We start from the raw sequence: 17,851 nt of genomic DNA on the forward strand, positions 1-17,851 counted from the left end.
ATAAGCATTTTAACCGCGGGCGAACAAGTCCGCGTGACGACAGATTGATTTCAGTTTAAAAGTGGGAAAACAATGATTATTAGACCAAGTTTTTGGCAAATACCTCAGCCGACGGAAGCGAATTACGCCGCACTGGCTGAAAAAGAACGGATTTTGGCACAGCGTATTCACGACATTGCCGACAGCCATCAACATGCCAAATTTGCCAGCAGTCTGGCGGCGGAAGATATGGTGATTACCGATGTGATTGCTAAAAACAATGCAAAAATTACGGTATTTACTTTGCAAACCGGCCGTTTAAACCCGGAAACGCTGGCTTTGGCGGAAACGGTAAAAAATACTTATCCCGACTTGGATTTTCAACTCTTTCATCCCGATCCCGCGGCGGCGGAAAAATATGATCACGAAAAGGGCAGATTCGCATTCTATGAAAGTGTGGAATTGCGCCGCGAATGTTGCCGTATCCGAAAAATCGAACCGTTAAACCGTGTATTGAAAGACGCCGACTGTTGGCTGACCGGACAACGCCGCGAGCAGTCCGTTACCCGCACGGAATTAGCTTTTCACGAACAGGACACCGGTCACGGTATCGACAAGTACAATCCGATTTTCGACTGGCATGAAATCGACGTATGGGCTTACATTCTGAAACACAAGATTCCCTACAACGAACTGTATAAACAAGGCTATCCGAGTATCGGCTGCGAACCTTGCACCAAACCGGTCAAACAAGGCGAAGACATCCGTGCCGGCCGCTGGTGGTGGGAAAGCAAAAACAGCAAAGAATGCGGGCTGCATAAATAGCGAAAATTTTTACCGCACTTTTGTGCTGTTGAGGATTACTCGTCTGAGACGCCCGAGCAACTTGAAATATTTAGGAAAATAAGTTTGTCGGAGGGTAGCGAGGTTACTTATTTTTCGTGAAAAGAAACGGTGAAGTCGGCGATGTGTTTCCTTTGCCTGCTTCCCTTTTTAAAGCAAAGTAGGCCGCCGGCGGCGCAAAGGATTTCAATTTAATAAAAATAAAAGGATTAACGATGACAACGCAAAACAAAATCGAAAACGGGCATCTTGACTGGTTGGAAGCCGAATCGATCTACATTATTCGTGAAGTGGTGGCCGAATGCAGCAATCCGGCGCTGCTGTTTTCCGGCGGTAAAGATTCCGTGGTGTTGCTGGCGCTCGCCCGTAAGGCTTTTCAGTTGGAAGGTCGCGATTTGGTGCTGCCGTTCCCGTTGGTGCACATCGACACCGGCCATAATTATCCGGAAGTGATTCGGTTCCGCGATGAACAAGTCAAAAAACTGAATGCGCGCCTGGTGGTGGGACATGTGGAGGATTCCATCGCCAAAGGTACCGTGGTGTTACGTAAAGAAACCGATTCCCGTAATGCGGCTCAGGCGGTGACATTGCTCGAAACCATTGAAGCCAACGGTTTTGATGCTTTAATGGGCGGCGCTCGTCGCGACGAAGAAAAAGCCCGCGCCAAAGAACGTATTTTTTCCTTCCGCGATGAATTCGGTCAATGGGATCCGAAAGCGCAACGTCCGGAATTATGGTCGCTTTATAACGGCAAAATGCACAAAGGCGAAAATATGCGGGTGTTCCCGATTTCCAACTGGACGGAACTCGACATTTGGCAATATATCGAACGTGAAAATCTGGAATTACCGCCGATTTATTACGCGCACGAACGCGAAGTAGTGGAGCGCAACGGCCTGTTGGTGCCGGTGACGCCGTTAACGCCGAAACAACCGGGCGACGAAAGCAAAATGGTGTCCGTGCGTTTCCGCACCGTCGGCGACATCAGCTGCACCTGCCCGGTGGCAAGCACGGCCGCCACGCCGGCAGAGATTATTAAAGAAACCGCCGTCGCCGAAATTTCGGAACGCAGCGCCACCCGAATGGACGATCGCGCCAGCGAAGCGGCAATGGAACAACGCAAAAAACAAGGTTATTTCTAACAATCTCAGGATTGGTTAATTCATTGACAGACCGTTAAAAGTGCGGGCGATTTTTTAAGAGTTTTTTGGTGAGCCGGAAGTTCACCTCACAAGGAATAGATAATATGAGCAACCTAAATCAATATGCACCTCTTCGCTTCATCACCGCAGGCAGCGTGGACGACGGCAAAAGTACCCTAATCGGCCGTTTGTTATACGACAGCAAAGCGTTGCTGAGCGACCAATTACTCAGCCTGAACAAATCCAAAAATAACGGTGAAGTGATTGATTTTTCTATCTTAACCGACGGACTGGAAGCGGAACGCGAACAAGGCATTACCATTGACGTCGCGTATCGTTATTTTTCCACGGCAAAACGTAAATTTATCATCGCCGACACGCCGGGACACGAGCAATACACCCGCAATATGGTCACGGGCGCCTCAACCGCCAATGCGGCGGTGGTGTTAATCGATGCGACGCAACTGGATTTCAGCCGTCCGGAAGTGGAATTGCTGCCGCAGACGAAACGCCATTCCGCCATTCTCAAACATTTGCGCTGCCCGCACGTGATTGTCGCGGTAAACAAAATGGATTTATTGAATTTTGACGAAGGCAAATTCAATGCGATTACCCGGGCTTACGACAAATTAGCGCAGCAACTCGGTTTAAAAGAGGTGTTATTCGTGCCGGTTTCCGCCTTGCAGGGCGACAATATCGTGCATAAAAGCGACCGCACGCCTTGGTATCGGGGCGAGCCGTTATTAGCCATATTAGAAAGCTTACCGACTGACGACGAACAATCGGAAAAAGCGGAGGATTTTCATTTTCCGGTGCAATTCGTATTACGTTTAGACCAGGACAAAGCGGACGATTTCCGCGGTTATCAAGGTCGTATCGAAGCGGGCGAAATCCGGGTCGGCGCGAAAATTCGTATCGAGCCGAACGGTTTGGAAAGTCGCGTGACGGAAATTTATTCGCCGAACGGTTTGGCGCAAAGCGCCAAAGTAGGCGAGCAGGTCACTATTCGCCTGGCGGACGATATTGACATTTCCCGCGGCGACACCTTCGTTGCGGCGAATTCAACGACGATTTCAAGCAAACAATTAATCGCCACCGTTTGTTGGTTCGACCAACGCCCGCTTAACCCGGCGCGTAAATATTTGCTCAAACAAGGTACGCAAACCGTGTTCGCTAAAGTGAGCGAAGTGGAGCAAATTTTAGATCTGAAAACTTTGCTCAACAGCAGAGAGGCGGATCAGGTAAAAATGAACGACATCGCTCAGGTTCGCATCAGTTTACAAAAACCGATCACCGCCACCACTTACGCGCAAAATAAAGCGGCCGGCGCATTTATCTTAATCGACGAGGCAACTTATCACACGGTTGCCGGCGGCATGATTTTAGAAAACTAAACAAAAATCGCCCGCACTTTTGTAAGTATTTTGACGAATTTTTTGGTTCATTTTTTTGTGCGAGCAAAAAATGAACAGTAAACCAAAACACATTGTGGGGAATACACCAATATGCCAAACACAACCAATCCTTTACCGCCGGAAACCGAACAGTTGCTGGCAAAGCTTAATCCGATTCAGCTGGCGTGGCTTTCCGGCTATGCCTGGGCGAAAGCGCAGGGCGCCGGCGCCGAAAGTGCGGTCAATTTTGACCAAGTTTTTAATGCGCCGACGGCAGAGCCGTTGAAAGTCACGGTGCTTTCCGCCTCGCAAACCGGCAATGCAAAATCCGTGGCAAACAAGCTGGCGGACCGCCTGAAAGCGGAAGGTATAAATGTCAACCGCGTCTCGTTGACCGATTACAAAGCGAAAAATATCGCCGACGAAAAGCTGGTTTTATTGGTTTCCTCTACGCAGGGCGAAGGCGAAGCGCCGGAAGAAGGCGTGGTATTGCTGAAGCTGCTGAACGGCAAAAAAGCGCCGAAATTAGAGGGTTTGCAATTTGCCGTTTTAGGGTTGGGCGACAGCTCTTATCCGAATTTCTGTCAGGCGGGCAAAGATTTTGACAGCCGTTTCGCCGCCTTGGGCGGCAGCCGTTTATTGGAAGTCGGCCTGGCGGATTTGGATTTCCGGGCAACGGCGGATAAATGGATAGACGATATTACGGCTATTGTGAAAGAAAAAGCCGCCGCCTCTCCGTCAACGCCGGTCGGCGCTTCTTCGGCCGGCACGGCAAAATCTGCGGTCGAATCTCAATATAACAAGGATAATCCGTTTCCGGCGACATTAATGACGAATCAACGGATTACGGATAAAAGTTCGGAAAAAGACGTACGTCATTTGGAATTCGATCTTTCCGGCTCGGGCTTAACTTATCAGCCCGGTGACGTGCTAGGCGTCTATTTTGAAAACGATCCGGCGCTGGCGGCGGAAATTCTGGCGGCGGTCGGGTTGAAAGGAGACGAAGAAGTCACCGTGGACGGAAATTTATTCGATATTTCTACCGCACTTCAAATCAAACTGGAACTGACGCAAAACACGCCGGCTTTTGTAAAAGGTTATGCGGAACTTGCCGATAACGCGGCGTTGAATGCTATTGTAGAGGACGCCGAAAAATTGCAGACGTTGGTGCAAAGTACGCCGATTGTGGATGTATTGAACGAATTTCCGGCAACGGTGGCGCCGGAGGCGTTGGTGAATTTATTGCGTCCGATTACGCCGCGTTTGTATTCCATTTCTTCATCGCCGGCGGAAGTGGGCGAAGAAGTGCATTTAAGCGTGGGCGTTGTACGTTTCGAACATAACGGCAAAGTCCGTTCCGGCGGGGCGTCGGGTTATTTGGCGGATCGCGTGGAAGAAGACGGTCAGGTTCGGGTTTTTGTGGAACATAACGATAATTTCCGTTTGCCGCAGGATCACGGCAAACCGATTATTATGATCGGTTCCGGCACCGGTATTGCGCCGTTCCGGGCTTTCCTGCAACAACGCGCGGCGGACGAAGCGGACGGTAAAAACTGGCTGATTTTCGGCAATCAGCACTTTGCCCTTGATTTCTTATATCAGGCGGAATGGCTGCAATTCGCCAAAGACGGTTTCCTGAATAAATACAGTTTCGCCTGGTCGCGGGATCAAAAAGAAAAAATCTACGTACAGCATAAAATTCGGGAAAATGCCGCCGATATTTGGCAATGGATTCAGGACGGCGCCTACATTTACGTATGCGGCGATGCCGGCCGAATGGCGAAAGACGTGGATAAAGCCTTATTAGACGTCATTGCGCAACAAGGCAAGTTAAGTGCGGAAGAGGCGGAAGAATTCCTCGACGGTTTACGCGAAGACAAGCGTTATCAACGAGATGTGTATTAGTTTGGAGACGTTGGCGCGTCAAACAATGCTCAGTTAAAAAATGAATTTGGTGGGACGGGCTCGTCCTACGAAAGGATGATCAAATTTCGGAGTGAAAACATGACAGATTCAACTAAACAAAAAGGCTTGGAATGGAAAGCGCAGCCGCTTTCCGATAACGAACGTCTGAAGGCCGAAAGTAACTTCTTACGCGGCACTATTTTGGACGATTTGGAAGACGGACTCACCGGCGGATTTAAAGGCGATAATTTCCAGATGATTCGTTTCCACGGCATGTATGAACAGGATGATCGCGATATTCGTGCGGAACGTGCGGATGAAAAACTGGAACCGCGCAAATTTATGTTATTGCGTTGCCGTTTGCCGGGCGGGATTATTAAGCCGGCACAATGGATTGAGATTGATAAATTTGCCCGGGATAACAACTATTATCAGTCAATTCGTTTGACTAACCGCCAGACTTTCCAGTATCACGGCGTACCGAAAACCAAATTGCAGGAAATGCACCGATTGCTGCATAAATTGGGTTTGGATTCGATTGCCACGGCATCGGATATGAACCGTAACGTATTGTGTTCTTCCAATCCTATTGAATCGGAATTGCACCAGGAAGCCTATGAATGGGCGAAGAAAATTTCCGAACATTTGTTGCCGCGAACCAACGGTTATTTAGACGTGTGGATTGCAGGCAAAAAAGTGCAAAGTTCCGATAGTTTCTTAGGTCAGGAAGACGAGCCGATTTTAGGGAAAACTTATCTGCCGCGTAAATATAAAACGGCGGTGGTATTGCCGCCGCTCAATGATGTGGACGTATACGGCAACGACATGAACTTTGTCGGTATTCAGGATAAAGCGGGTAAGCTTATCGGCTTTAACGTGCTGGTGGGCGGAGGTCTTTCCTTTGAACACGGTAATACCAAAACTTATCCGAATATTGCGTTGGAATTGGGTTATATTCCGGTTGAGCAAACGTTGAAAGCGGCGGAATGTATTGTCACGACTCAGCGAGATTTCGGGAACCGAGCGGATCGCAAAAATGCGCGCTTGCGTTACACCGTGCAAAATATGACGTTAGACGGTTTTCGTGAGGAAGTGGAACGTCGCATGGGCTTTAAATTCGAACCGATTCGTCCTTTCAAATTTACCGAACGCGGCGATCGTATCGGCTGGGTGAAAGGTATTGATAACAAATGGCACTTAACCTGTTTCATTGAAAGCGGACGTATTACGGACAAACCGGACAGACCGTTGATGACCGGTATGCTGGAACTAGCCAAAGTACATAAAGGTGATTTCCGCATTACCGCGAACCAAAATATCATCATTGCCAATGTGGCGGAAGAAGACAAACAGCAAATCGAAGATATCGCCCGTCAGTACGGATTAATGGGCAAGATCACCAAATTGCGTGAAAATTCCATGTCTTGCGTGTCCTTTCCGACTTGTCCGTTGGCCATGGCGGAATCGGAACGGGCGCTACCGGAATTTATCGACGAACTGGATAAAATTATGGCGAAACACAATGTGGCGGACGATTACATCGTGACCCGCATTACCGGCTGCCCGAACGGTTGCGGACGAGCGATGCTGGCGGAAATCGGTTTAGTGGGTAAAGCTATCGGTCGTTATAATTTGCATATCGGCGGCGACCGCCCGGGAACCCGCATTCCGCGTATGTACAAAGAAAACATCACGTTGCCTGAAATTTTGGCGGAATTAGACGGTTTAATCGGTCGCTGGGCGACGGAACGCAAACCTAACGAAGGTTTTGGCGATTTCGTCATTCGTGCCGGCATTATCAAGCCGGTCGTCAATGCCGTGGTGGATTTCTGGGATGCGAATTTAATTCCGACGGTTTCGGCTTAAGAAAACATTTTCTGATGAAGCGGTTGTCGGAAGGCGCACTTTATCAGCAAAAATGAAGTTGTGAATACCGGTTAAATCAGGGAGCGAATGCGGATATAACGGCATTTGCTCCTTGTTTTTTATCGGAATCACAAATCAATGAGCGGATGAAAATTTTTAGCGTTTTGTATGAGAATAATTCACCTTGGAAATCATAATTTTGGTATAGAATTCGGGACGTCATTTCAAAAATTTTTATTTTTAAGGAACCGTTATGCAGAAAGCGCTTAGTATTATATCTGTCTCGTTAATCGCTTCCGGAGCTGTCGCTGCGGAACAGACAACCGATTTATCCCCTATAAACGTCTATTCCGCTTATGCCGCACCGGTAAATCAGGATCAAACCGCCTCATCCGTGACCGTGCTCAGCGAAAAAGATTTCGATAACCGCAATGCAACTTACGTAAGCGACGTCTTAAAGACCGTGCCGGGTGTGGCGTTCAGTGCGTCGGGCGGACGCGGAACCTTATCTAATTTCTATCTGCGCGGAGCGGACGCCAACCATACTTCAGTAATTATCGACGGCGTAAAAATGAATCCCGTCACCGGTTACGGATTTGATTTCGGCGGATTGAGTCTGAGTAACGTGGAGCGCATCGAAATTTTGCGCGGCGAGCAGTCCGCACTTTGGGGCAGCGATGCCATGGGCGGAGTGATTTATATCACGACCAAAACCGGATTGTATAAAGATAAACCGTTCAATATTGATTTTGACTTAGGCACCGGCTCGCATCGTACGCGAGATGCATCCGCAACGTTATCCGGTTATAACGACGGTTTTTATTATGCGATTCATGGAGATAGCCATCGCACGCAGGGAATTTCGGCCTATAGTTCGGACACTTTCCGTTATATTGCGGAAAACGGCGCGAAAATTACGTCTGGAGGCGCCGTTGAGAAAGATAAATTTCATCGCGATAACGCTTCGGTTCGGTTAGGATATGATGCGAGCGACAAAGGCGTCGAGGTTTTAGCCGGGCATTCGACCCAATCCGCTCATTATGATAATAGCCTTGCGGGGGAAACCTTGTTTGACGATTTTACCCGCACCCGTGAAACCACTTTAAAATTAAGCGGTTATCTTGGCGGTGAGGATGAATTATTCAAGCAAAAAGCCGGCGTAAGTCATATCAAAACCGACAGCGATACCTTCGGCGCGTGGATGAGCGCTTATCATGCGAAGAAATTAAATGCGAATTATCAGTTAGACGTTAATTTCGATCGCGAAGGTGCAATTAAACAAGGCTTAAGTCTTTTAACCGAATATCAGAAATCAAAATACGATTCGACGTCTTATTTAAATGAAAAAAGCTTAACGGAAAAAAGCGTGGCGACGGAATATCGCTTGTTCGCCGAAAATGAACACAGCTTAACCTTAAGCGGTCGTTATACCGACAGCTCTGAATACAAAGACGCGTTCACTGGGCGCGTCGCCGGCGCCTATCGTTTATCGCCTAATTTCAAGGTGCACGCCGGCTTCGGTTCGGCGATTCAAAATCCGACAATGACCGAATACTACGGTTACGACGGCAGATATTTGGCGAATCCCGATTTACAAGCGGAAAAAAGCCGCGGCGGCGAGGCGGGTTTACTCATTGAATCCCAGGATAAACGCCACAGTCTTGATGTGACTTATTTCGGGCGGCAGGTGAAAAACTTTATCGGCACCGAATCCGTTGCGCCTTATGTTTACCGCGCGGTTAACGTGGACGGCACAACCAAAATTAAAGGCGTTGAAGTGACGTATAACGGCAAATTGACGGATGCCTTCACCGCTTATGCCAATTATACTTATATGCAAACCAAAGACAGCAAGGGTGTGGCGTTGATTCGTCGCCCGAAACACACGGCAAATGCGGGAATCGCATATCAACTCACCGAACAATGGGGCGCCGATGCCAATATTGCTTACGTAGGCAAACGTTTTGACAGCTACTATGACGAATTCACGTATTTGTCGTCGCGCATTGAATTGCCGTCGTATACTTTATTAAATCTTGGAGTGAATTATCAACTTACGGAAAATTTGAACCTGTACGCCAATTTAAACAATGTGTTTGATAAAAAATACGAACATACCGTGGGTTACGGTCAAGAAGGCCGTCATGTTTACGTCGGTTTAAAAGGCGGTTTTTAATCTTGGGGCGGGGCGATTCCCGCCGGTTTTGTCACCTATAATTATTTAATGCAAAAAACCTTTAAATTTTTATGCGTAATCGCCGGTGCGATTACTTATGGCTTCGCCACCGTTGGCAAAGCCAACGTTCAAAAAGCGTTGCTTTTTGTGACCGCACTTTTGTTGCCAAGTACGGTTTATGCTCAGGAACAGTTTGTTTCTCTCACGCTTTGCAGCGATCGCTTGCTGGCGGAACTCGCTCGCCCCGAGCAAATTGCGGCAATGTCGCCTTATTCTAAAAATCCTTTGATGATGTTGGATAAATTCAATCGGGATAAGCCCGTGCTTGAGCCGGAGTTAAGCCAATTATTGCCGTATTTGGATAAAACCGTGCTGATTAACGAATATTTTTATCCGCAACTGACGGCGGATCTTAAAAAATCGGGCGTAAGGATTATTCCGATTAACGACAGCCCGCAAACGCCCGCACAACTGTTCGAACTGATTTCACAGCTTGGCAAATTGACGGATAATCAAGCCAAAGCGGAGCAATTTATTACAACTCTAAAATCGCAAAATACTAATTTAAATCAACCGCTTACCGATACGTTGATTTTATCCGAAACGGGCGTGGCGGACACGCGGCAACCCAACTATCAAACGTTATTGCAATTACTCGGTTTAACTCCGTTGAAAACGCCCTTAACGCCGCAGAATTTTTCCCTCGAAAAAGTGCTGTTAAGCCAGCCGAACGTGCTGATTTCATTAACGGATAAGCAAGGTTACAACGAACGGGCGGAGCTGTTTTCTCATCCGTTATGGAAAAAACTCTTTAAAAATCGCCCGCACTTTGAGCTTCCGATGAAATATACTTATTGCTTTGATCACGGCATTTGGCAAGGGGCGGAGGCGATTTATCGACAGTCAAAGGAAAAAAATGAGTAAAATCATTAAATTAAACAGCACACTTTTTGTTCTGCTGATCTTCATTATCAGCCTGGCAAGTTGGCATGATCTTGGCCATTTTTCTGCATTGAAAAATGCCGAAGGTATCATCACCGATATGCGCCCGTTGGTGTTGTGGGACATTCGTTTGCCGCGTATTTTACTGGCTGTTCTGACGGGCGCGAGTTTGGCGGTGGCGGGCAATGCGATGCAGGGGATTTTTCAGAATCCGCTGGCAAGCCCGGGATTGCTCGGCAGTGCGAACGGCGCGACGACGGCGAGTGTTTTTATTCTGTACTATTTTTCCGTGCCTTTTACCTTTTTACTGATTGGCGGGGTGCTGGGGGCGTTATTGAGCTTCCTGCTGGTGTATCTGATTGCCAAAAATCACGGCACAACCATGATGATTTTAAGCGGAGTGGCGGTCAATATGTTGCTCGGTTCAGCAATTGCATTGTTGCTGTCGAATGCCGAAAGCCCTTGGGCGTTGGCGGAACTTTACCGTTGGCTGCAAGGTTCGCTAATGTGGGCGAAGTTAGATACCTTATTGATTTCATTACCGATTATGCTGTTCGGCTTATTCTGTCTTTATCAACAACGGCGCTATCTGGATTTGCTCACCTTTGGCGAAGAAACCGCCGGTACAATGGGCGTTGATCCGAAACGCAGCTTTTTTATCACGACTCTCGGCGTGGCGTTATTGGTCGGCGCCACCATTCCGCAAACGGGAACCATCGGATTTATCGGCTTAATCGCTCCGCACTTGGCGCGTATTCTCCTGAAAAAGCGCCCTTCTCAGCTTTATTTCACAAGCGGTTTAATTGGCGCATTAATTTTGCTGATTGCCGATCTTTGCATTTTGTATTTGCCGTTTTTTGCCCATATTTATGTGGGCACGCTCACGGCAATTATCGGTGCGCCGTTTTTGATTTGGATTTTATTGACGCAACAACGGAGAATGGCAAATGATTAAACTGGAAAACGTCAGCTTTTCATTCGGTTTATCCAATGTCAGTTGCCGAATTCCACAAGGCAAACTCATTGGTATTATGGGCGCAAATGGAGCGGGAAAATCCACTTTATTGAAAGGTATTGCGGGGATCTTGCCGCCTGCAAGTGGTGAGATTTGGCTCGAACATTGCAAATTATCGGAAATGAGCGCCAAACAGAAAAGCGAACGGCTGGCGTACTTCGCTCAAAATACCCGAATTCATTGGGATTTGTCGGTTTATGATGTCATCGCGCTCGGTTTGCCAACGCCAACGAAGGACGAATCGGCAAAAGTGCGGTCGATTTCCGCGCAGTTTTTTCTTTCACATTTACTCGAAAAACCGTTCCGACAACTTTCAGGCGGCGAACAAGCCCGTGTGCAACTGGCCCGTTGCTGCATTAAACAAGCTCCGTTGTTGCTCGCCGATGAACCTATTGCGTCGCTCGATCCCTATTATCAAATCGATATGATGGAACGGCTTAAATCTCTCACGCCGCAGAAAACCTGCGTGATGGCCATTCACCATCTGGATTTAGCTTATCGCTTTTGTGATGAAATTATTTTGTTGGAGAAAGGAAAAATCCTCGCCAACGGCGCAACACAAGCGGTATTAAATGCGGAAAATCTGGCCAGGGCGTTTGGTGTGAAAGTTAAAATGGATCAGGCAAAGAGAGAAATTTTTGCTATCGAGAAAATGACTTAAGTATAAACTGAAAACAGCCGTTCGATTTTCTGTCAAACGGCTGTTTTGATTTAGATCATAGTTAACTTTCCCGACAATCCAGCCAAGGCATCCGCATTCCCTGATGATTTTTGTAATAAACCGAACTGTGTTCGTGCGCAACTAAATCAATATAATCGCCTTGAATCGGGCGGTATGAGCGATATGTGACTTCAAAACGGGAAGCTTGCGCATTAAGCGCTTTGTTTTCAATATGATCAAACGGCCGGGCTTTGTCACCGTCTAACTGGAAATAAATTCCAAAGTTATCCTTCATGCGGCTTTCTCGCGAAAGCGGAAAATAGGTAGATAAATAAGAATCTGCGCCCGTTTCAAAATTCGTACAAGTGTAATAATAACGTTTGTAGTTGGCGGCGTTTTGTAATTCTGCCGGACTAATATCATCCTTTAAATAACCCGTTTTCACCGGCGCGGTCGGTTTAGGCGCACAAGCGAATAGCGCGGTAAGGGTTGATGTCAATAAAATGAGTTTTAGTTTGTTCATAATTAAAATTCCGAGAAATATAGGAAAATAGAGTGGTGCTATGATAGCGTAAATTATAGGGAGTGTAGAAGTTAAAAAATTTATCGGTGTTATTGAACTTGTTTGGTTGTGCTTTATTTTACAAATAACCCACGGCTTATGTCGTAGGTTATACGTGGTGTTGCTCCGCCGGAGTAAGCTGAGTTTTCGTGCCGGAGGCATGATAGATGCTTAAGCTAGGAAGCGAAACATGGGCAAAGCTCCTCGCAGTCAGTCAAAATAAACTCTGCTGCCCAGCTAAACATTCGGGTGTTTCTTTCACTTGAAATCCATAGTTCGCTAAATAGCCTTTCAGACTTTCGATATTGTAGAAAGAATGGCTGTTGGAGGTGTTTTGAAAATAAAGATAAAGCTGATCAAATTCCGCTTTTCGCTGATTTAACAATGCCGCTAGTTGTTGTAATTCGGTTTCGCTATAGCGATAATCGTGACGTTCTTGTGCCGATTGTGCTTTCCACCAGTGGGGATTACGACCGTGTAATCGCAGGTAAGCGGTGCGTTGGTTCGCATAAAACTGAAAGGTAGGCAAACCGATATTCTGCGGATAATCCACATTGCACCAAATCAGATTTTCCTTACCGTGAAAATAATCCAGCACCGACTGTGTATGCCAACTGGTGTGACGAAATTCAATGGCAAGGGGATAATCACTAAACCACGACACCAGTTCCGCAAGATAGTAACGGTTTGCGTGCTGACGTTCAAAACTGGTCGGGAATTGCACAAATAAATTGGCTAAACAATGGCTATCACGCAACGGTTGTAATGCGTCCAAAAACGCCTGTGCTTGCTCGGCGGTAGCGGTACGTTTATGGCTAAAATCTTGATGCAGTTTCACCGAAAATTTTAACCGCCCTTCCGCCTTTTCTAACATACCTTGCACCGCCTTATAGCCAATCGGGGCGTGAAAGGTGCTGTTGATTTCAACGGTGTCGTAATGCTGGCTGTAAACCGACAAAAAATCCGCTTTGTCCGTCCCAAACGGGTAGAGCGTACCGACTAAATCCGTATCACTATAACCGCCCGTGCCGATGTAGATGTGGGGTGTGTGCATTTTTTATATCTTGTTTTTGTTATTTATCGAAATCGATATTTCCCTTTACCTTGTCCTGCGACTTTTTCTATTGCCTTCATTTCTAACATTTTCTTTATCAATTCCGATGAGGCAGATGCGGAAAGATGAAGGGTATTGACCACATCTATTCGTGAAAAAATACGATTAGCTAAAATCTGAGAAAGTGCGGTGATATGTTTCTGTGTTTTCTCTGAATGTCTTGTTTTTTCGTCAGGATTTTGTTCAATGTCTTGTTTTTTATGTTCAATGTCTTGCTTTTGTTTTTCAATATCCTGTTTTTCCAAAAATTGACTGCTATGGATATGCAACTGGCGATTGCTTAGTAGATTGTTTTCGCCTAATAACAAATTACGCAGAAATAAAAGCAAGTATTCATTGGTTTCATAAACCCCTTTGGCGAGATTATTATAATTTGCTCGTACCAACGCATTGCGGAAATACCACGAATTTTCGGCAAAAATATCATTCGTAACATTAAACCCTAATGTTTTTAAATACTTAATAAAAAACACAGCTGTGGTGCGAGTATTGCCCTCTTCAAAAACGTGAATTTGCCATAAACGTGCAATAAATGTGGCTAAATGCATCATAATTTCTTCAAGAGAAAGCCCTCGATAACTAAAATTTTTCTCCTGCGATAAATCATATTCCAAGGTATTTTTCAATTCAGATGCCATACCATACACTACCGTTTCGCCCTCTAACACCCACTCTTTTTTAGTAATGTTATAAGTACGAATTTGTCCTGCGTGAGAGTAAATATCTTTAAACAGATATTTATGAATGGCTAAATACTGATTGGCATTAAATGAAAAAGCAGGCTCCGACAGCAATTTTGCAATACGCACCGAAACTTTGTCCGCTTCTTCTGTGCGATCCTCGCTGGTTAATGACGGATTTTCTTCATAATATTGGCTAATCCATTGCTCTGCTGTATCAATGGAAATCTCACCTTCAATATTTTTAATCGCAGTACTGATCAAATATTGAGATGGCTTTAATCCATCAACCTCTTGCAGCCCGATTGCCGTTTGCCAAGCATAGCTCTTTTCCTTTTTATCCGCTTCAATATGGCGGATATATTCTTCAAAAGGATCTTTAGTCATTCTGTTTTTCCGTTGTGCAATATTTTGGATAAATGTAACCGCTTATCGTGGTTTTGTCGAATGGAAATAAGGGATTTTTCGATGGAGATTGCAAATATAGAAAAATGTAGGGATGTCTTACAAGCGGTCGATTTGGGGAGGAATTCTGCAAAGTTTTTAGGCGAGGTGACCACTTGTTTTTTTATTCCTTAAATTGACATCGACAAATGGCCTCATCTAAACTTGTAGAAAAATTCAAGTTGTTAGTATCACTTTTGGAGTAATATATGAACACTATATTAAATAGCCTAGAACAATACTTTGAACAGGCTTGCGAGCAACATCCACAGCTACAATATCTCCGTTCACAATGGGGGTTTGATAAAGAGTTAATTAGTAAAGCTTTACAAAATGTTGGCCATATTTTTCCACACTATAGTCGCCATGATGTATCACACTCAAAGCAGATTATTATCAATATTGAACGATTATTGGGAGATAAAATTCAATATTTAACAGCTACAGATATGTGGCTAATACTTGAAGCTGCATATTCTCATGATATAGGAATGGTCATTACTCAAAAACAAATTGAAGAAATGAATTCTCCTTCATTTCATGATTTTGTTCAGAAATTATCATTAGATGAACAGAGTGAATTATCTTCTTTTGCTAAAAAATGGCTACAAGATGAAGCCGTTCTACCTCAAAGAGCAAAGGCTCATGACTTTTTTCAGCAATATATTCAACTATTAGCAGAATGGTATCGCCGTAAACACCCTATAAATTCAGCAAATATTGTTAGAAATCCATGGGAAGAGATAGGGTTAAATTCCTCAAGAAATGAACTTATTCCAAAACGTTTATTTAATATTTTAGCTAAAATTTGTAAAGCTCACGGAGATAGTTTTGAGCAAATACTAAAAGAGCTTCCTAAGGCAGAAGCAGGGTTAGGAACGGAAGACTGTCACCCATTATATATTGCGTGTCTACTTAGAATGGGGGATCTACTTGATATTGACGATAACCGATTCTGTCCAGTTATGATGGCTATGTGTAGTCATAATTTACCTTCATTAAGCCGAGCTCATAGAGATAAACATCTTTCAGTTCAACACTTTCGCCTAGATTCAGAACGAATTGAAGTTGAATGTACTTGTCCAACTCCAGAATCTTATGAAGCTGCGTTTGATTGGTTCGAATGGTTAAAAATAGAATACCATAATCAAACTCAGCATTGGGATCAAATAGTACCTAGTAAACAACTTGGTAGACTTCCAACCTTAATGAGCCCTAAGGTAACTATTCAGCATCCATATATCATTATTGAAGAAGGTAAAAAACCATCTTTTCAGCTTAATAAAGAAAGTATGTTAAATTTAGTCAGAGGTTCTGGCTTATATAGTTCTCGTTTTGATAGTATTCGAGAAATATTACAAAATGCGGTTGATTCAACTCTACACCGTATTTGGATTGAAAATAAAAATACATATGATTTTTCTAATCTTTCACCAATTGATGAAAATTATCTTAAACTTGTAGATAAATATAAAATCCAAGTTAATTTTGAACCTAAAGAAGCTAATAGTGATATTTGGGTTTTAACTGTTAAAGATAAAGGTATAGGTATTAGTCTTAATGATTTAAAATTTATGTTAAATATTGGTAGTACTAAATATAACAGTGAGAAACAAAAAAGATTAAATGAAATGCCAATGTGGTTTAGACCGTCTGGTGCTTTTGGTATTGGACTGCAAAGTGCATTTTTATTAGCTGATGAGTTTTATATTACAAGCACATCAATTATTGATAGAAGAAGTTTTGAAATGCACTTTAATAAATATCAAGGAATTAGTATTAAGGAAGTAGATTATTCTGTGTTTAATTCTTTTGGATGTGAGTTCAAAATTAATATTAAAGTGGAAAAACTTCCCAAGAGTTATAGTTATTCTCACCAGAATAATATGTATACAGAGATTAGTAATCGACTTAAGGAATATGATATTACTAACTCCGAGTTTCGATTAGACTTTGTTGAGACTATGTCTATTTTAGGTCAAATAATAGAATTTAATATTAATTCTCCTGTTAAAATAGAACTACTTTCTTATAAGGAAGAAGGTTTTAATAAATATAGAGATAAAGCTTATTGGGATTCGGAAGAAAATATTATGTTGTTTGATATTTCATTCGGAGACTTCTCTAGCTTTATAGATACATTCTTTAGAGGTCAGAAATTTTCAGGTTTGTCAATAAATATTCCATCTATGTATTGCAAGGTGGATATTTATTCTGAAACTTCTGATAGATTTCTTAGTTATAATAGAGAGAAGATTTTATCTACTAGTTCTTTGGGTACAGTCAATAAGATTTATAAGACTATTAAGAACTATATTGAGAAAAATTTTAATAAAATTCCGGCTGATCAAAAACCTTTTGCAGCTCTCAGTTATTATTATGTATCTGATGATATGGAAGATATAGACTCACACATAATTAGGAAAATTAATGACGTGGGGAACCAAAGCTCATATAATATAAATGAACTAATAAATAAAATTAAGAATAACCCTTGTCAAGAAAGTATTGTTTTTATAGATGGGGATTATAATGGTAAATTTCTTGGAGAACAAACTATAAAAAATAACATAAGGAAATACCTGTTACACTTTTTACTATTGAGTGTTACGGAATCAAATGTTTTTTATTGTATTGATAAAGAAGACACTAAGGGAGATAATAGCTATCAAAATATTGATAAGTTTAAGTATAGTTTTGATAAGAATGATATTTTTCCTGTGTCAGAAAAGTATTTTATAGAAATCATTAAAAATAAGAAACACTCAAATCAACGAGGGTGTAGATTATTCTTTCCTGCTTGGGGAAAATATAGAAAATTATCTATAAGAACTGAAAGTTTTTCTTATGGTGATATGTTTGGATATACTTCATATAAAGATGATTTTTTGATATTACCTATTGATTTTAGACATAATATTATTGATGAAAAATTCTTTGATAACTCTGAGAGCTTAGTAAATTGGATATATAACAACAAAAAACAGGAACACCTTAGCAAAGAAGAAATTCGTACCTTAATCAAGGATCTAATTGAAGAATTGAAAAAAATATTAGTTTCAGATATAAATGAGGATAAATAATTAAGCAAAACATATGGCGGGTTAAAAACCGCCACTACATTACGT

13 protein-coding genes are annotated in these 17,851 nt (G+C 43.5%); 10 read left to right on the top strand and 3 right to left on the bottom strand.

The window, feature by feature from the left end; all coding sequences use genetic code 11:
- The first annotated feature begins 72 nt into the window (after nucleotides 1-72).
- The 9 genes from P7M01_RS00345 (at nucleotide 73) to P7M01_RS00385 (ending at nucleotide 11,923) form a co-directional block, all read left to right on the top strand.
- Entirely contained in the window at nucleotides 73-804 is a 732-nt protein-coding gene (locus tag P7M01_RS00345; protein ID WP_317482706.1) for a phosphoadenylyl-sulfate reductase, read from the top strand.
- Nucleotides 805-1,037: 233 nt separating this feature from the next.
- Nucleotides 1,038-1,964 carry a sulfate adenylyltransferase subunit CysD gene (cysD, locus tag P7M01_RS00350; RefSeq protein WP_317475488.1) on the top strand — a complete coding sequence of 309 codons (927 nt, stop codon included), beginning with the start codon at nucleotides 1,038-1,040 and terminating at the stop codon, nucleotides 1,962-1,964.
- Nucleotides 1,965-2,068: 104 nt separating this feature from the next.
- Nucleotides 2,069-3,358: a sulfate adenylyltransferase subunit 1 gene (locus P7M01_RS00355; RefSeq protein ID WP_317482707.1), complete on the top strand. Its 1,290-nt coding sequence runs from the start codon at nucleotides 2,069-2,071 to the stop codon at nucleotides 3,356-3,358.
- Between the two features lie 111 nt (nucleotides 3,359-3,469).
- On the top strand, nucleotides 3,470-5,263 hold the full coding sequence (locus tag P7M01_RS00360) for an assimilatory sulfite reductase (NADPH) flavoprotein subunit (protein ID WP_317482708.1): 1,794 nt from the start codon (nucleotides 3,470-3,472) through the stop codon (nucleotides 5,261-5,263).
- A gap of 99 nt (nucleotides 5,264-5,362) precedes the next feature.
- Nucleotides 5,363-7,129: an assimilatory sulfite reductase (NADPH) hemoprotein subunit gene (cysI, locus tag P7M01_RS00365; protein ID WP_317482709.1), complete on the top strand. Its 1,767-nt coding sequence runs from the start codon at nucleotides 5,363-5,365 to the stop codon at nucleotides 7,127-7,129.
- A 253-nt stretch (nucleotides 7,130-7,382) separates the two neighbouring features.
- Nucleotides 7,383-9,305: a TonB-dependent receptor plug domain-containing protein gene (locus P7M01_RS00370; RefSeq protein WP_317482710.1), complete on the top strand. Its 1,923-nt coding sequence runs from the start codon at nucleotides 7,383-7,385 to the stop codon at nucleotides 9,303-9,305.
- Nucleotides 9,306-9,353: 48 nt separating this feature from the next.
- Nucleotides 9,354-10,229, top strand: a complete 876-nt coding sequence (locus P7M01_RS00375; protein ID WP_238398861.1) for a helical backbone metal receptor — start codon at nucleotides 9,354-9,356, stop codon at nucleotides 10,227-10,229.
- Nucleotides 10,222-11,202, top strand: coding sequence for a FecCD family ABC transporter permease (locus tag P7M01_RS00380; protein ID WP_317482711.1), 981 nt, complete (start codon nucleotides 10,222-10,224; stop codon nucleotides 11,200-11,202). Before P7M01_RS00375 ends, P7M01_RS00380 begins: the two co-directional genes overlap by 8 nt.
- Nucleotides 11,195-11,923 (top strand): ABC transporter ATP-binding protein, encoded by a 729-nt coding sequence (locus P7M01_RS00385; protein ID WP_317482712.1) that lies wholly within the window; start codon nucleotides 11,195-11,197, stop codon nucleotides 11,921-11,923. The genes P7M01_RS00380 and P7M01_RS00385 overlap by 8 nt, the downstream gene beginning before the upstream one ends.
- 61 nt (nucleotides 11,924-11,984) lie before the next feature.
- Here P7M01_RS00385 and P7M01_RS00390 read toward each other — a convergent pair whose 3' ends face one another.
- The 3 genes from P7M01_RS00390 to P7M01_RS00400 all read right to left on the bottom strand — a co-directional run bounded on the left by P7M01_RS00390 (nucleotide 11,985) and on the right by P7M01_RS00400 (nucleotide 14,666).
- Complete coding sequence (locus tag P7M01_RS00390) at nucleotides 11,985-12,446, bottom strand: hypothetical protein (RefSeq protein WP_317476780.1); 462 nt, start codon at nucleotides 12,444-12,446, stop codon at nucleotides 11,985-11,987.
- Nucleotides 12,447-12,699: 253 nt separating this feature from the next.
- Nucleotides 12,700-13,539 carry a DUF72 domain-containing protein gene (locus tag P7M01_RS00395; RefSeq protein WP_317482713.1) on the bottom strand — a complete coding sequence of 280 codons (840 nt, stop codon included), beginning with the start codon at nucleotides 13,537-13,539 and terminating at the stop codon, nucleotides 12,700-12,702.
- A 23-nt stretch (nucleotides 13,540-13,562) separates the two neighbouring features.
- Nucleotides 13,563-14,666, bottom strand: coding sequence for a Fic family protein (locus tag P7M01_RS00400; RefSeq protein WP_317482714.1), 1,104 nt, complete (start codon nucleotides 14,664-14,666; stop codon nucleotides 13,563-13,565).
- Between the two features lie 266 nt (nucleotides 14,667-14,932).
- On the opposite strand from P7M01_RS00400, the gene P7M01_RS00405 reads away from it, so the two are divergent.
- On the top strand, nucleotides 14,933-17,806 hold the full coding sequence (locus P7M01_RS00405) for an HD domain-containing protein (RefSeq protein WP_317482715.1): 2,874 nt from the start codon (nucleotides 14,933-14,935) through the stop codon (nucleotides 17,804-17,806).
- Nucleotides 17,807-17,851: the final 45 nt, after the last annotated feature.

The sequence above is a fragment of the Exercitatus varius genome (assembly GCF_029577735.1).
GTDB lineage: Bacteria > Pseudomonadota > Gammaproteobacteria > Enterobacterales > Pasteurellaceae > Exercitatus > Exercitatus varius.

Coding starts and splice junctions, on each gene's coding strand:
- P7M01_RS00345 (WP_317482706.1), top strand. CDS start 73: ATGATTATTAGACCAAGTTTTTGGCAAATACCTCAGCCGACGGAAGCG.
- cysD (WP_317475488.1), top strand. CDS start 1,038: ATGACAACGCAAAACAAAATCGAAAACGGGCATCTTGACTGGTTGGAA.
- P7M01_RS00355 (WP_317482707.1), top strand. CDS start 2,069: ATGAGCAACCTAAATCAATATGCACCTCTTCGCTTCATCACCGCAGGC.
- P7M01_RS00360 (WP_317482708.1), top strand. CDS start 3,470: ATGCCAAACACAACCAATCCTTTACCGCCGGAAACCGAACAGTTGCTG.
- cysI (WP_317482709.1), top strand. CDS start 5,363: ATGACAGATTCAACTAAACAAAAAGGCTTGGAATGGAAAGCGCAGCCG.
- P7M01_RS00370 (WP_317482710.1), top strand. CDS start 7,383: ATGCAGAAAGCGCTTAGTATTATATCTGTCTCGTTAATCGCTTCCGGA.
- P7M01_RS00375 (WP_238398861.1), top strand. CDS start 9,354: ATGCAAAAAACCTTTAAATTTTTATGCGTAATCGCCGGTGCGATTACT.
- P7M01_RS00380 (WP_317482711.1), top strand. CDS start 10,222: ATGAGTAAAATCATTAAATTAAACAGCACACTTTTTGTTCTGCTGATC.
- P7M01_RS00385 (WP_317482712.1), top strand. CDS start 11,195: ATGATTAAACTGGAAAACGTCAGCTTTTCATTCGGTTTATCCAATGTC.
- P7M01_RS00390 (WP_317476780.1), bottom strand. CDS start 12,446: ATGAACAAACTAAAACTCATTTTATTGACATCAACCCTTACCGCGCTA.
- P7M01_RS00395 (WP_317482713.1), bottom strand. CDS start 13,539: ATGCACACACCCCACATCTACATCGGCACGGGCGGTTATAGTGATACG.
- P7M01_RS00400 (WP_317482714.1), bottom strand. CDS start 14,666: ATGACTAAAGATCCTTTTGAAGAATATATCCGCCATATTGAAGCGGAT.
- P7M01_RS00405 (WP_317482715.1), top strand. CDS start 14,933: ATGAACACTATATTAAATAGCCTAGAACAATACTTTGAACAGGCTTGC.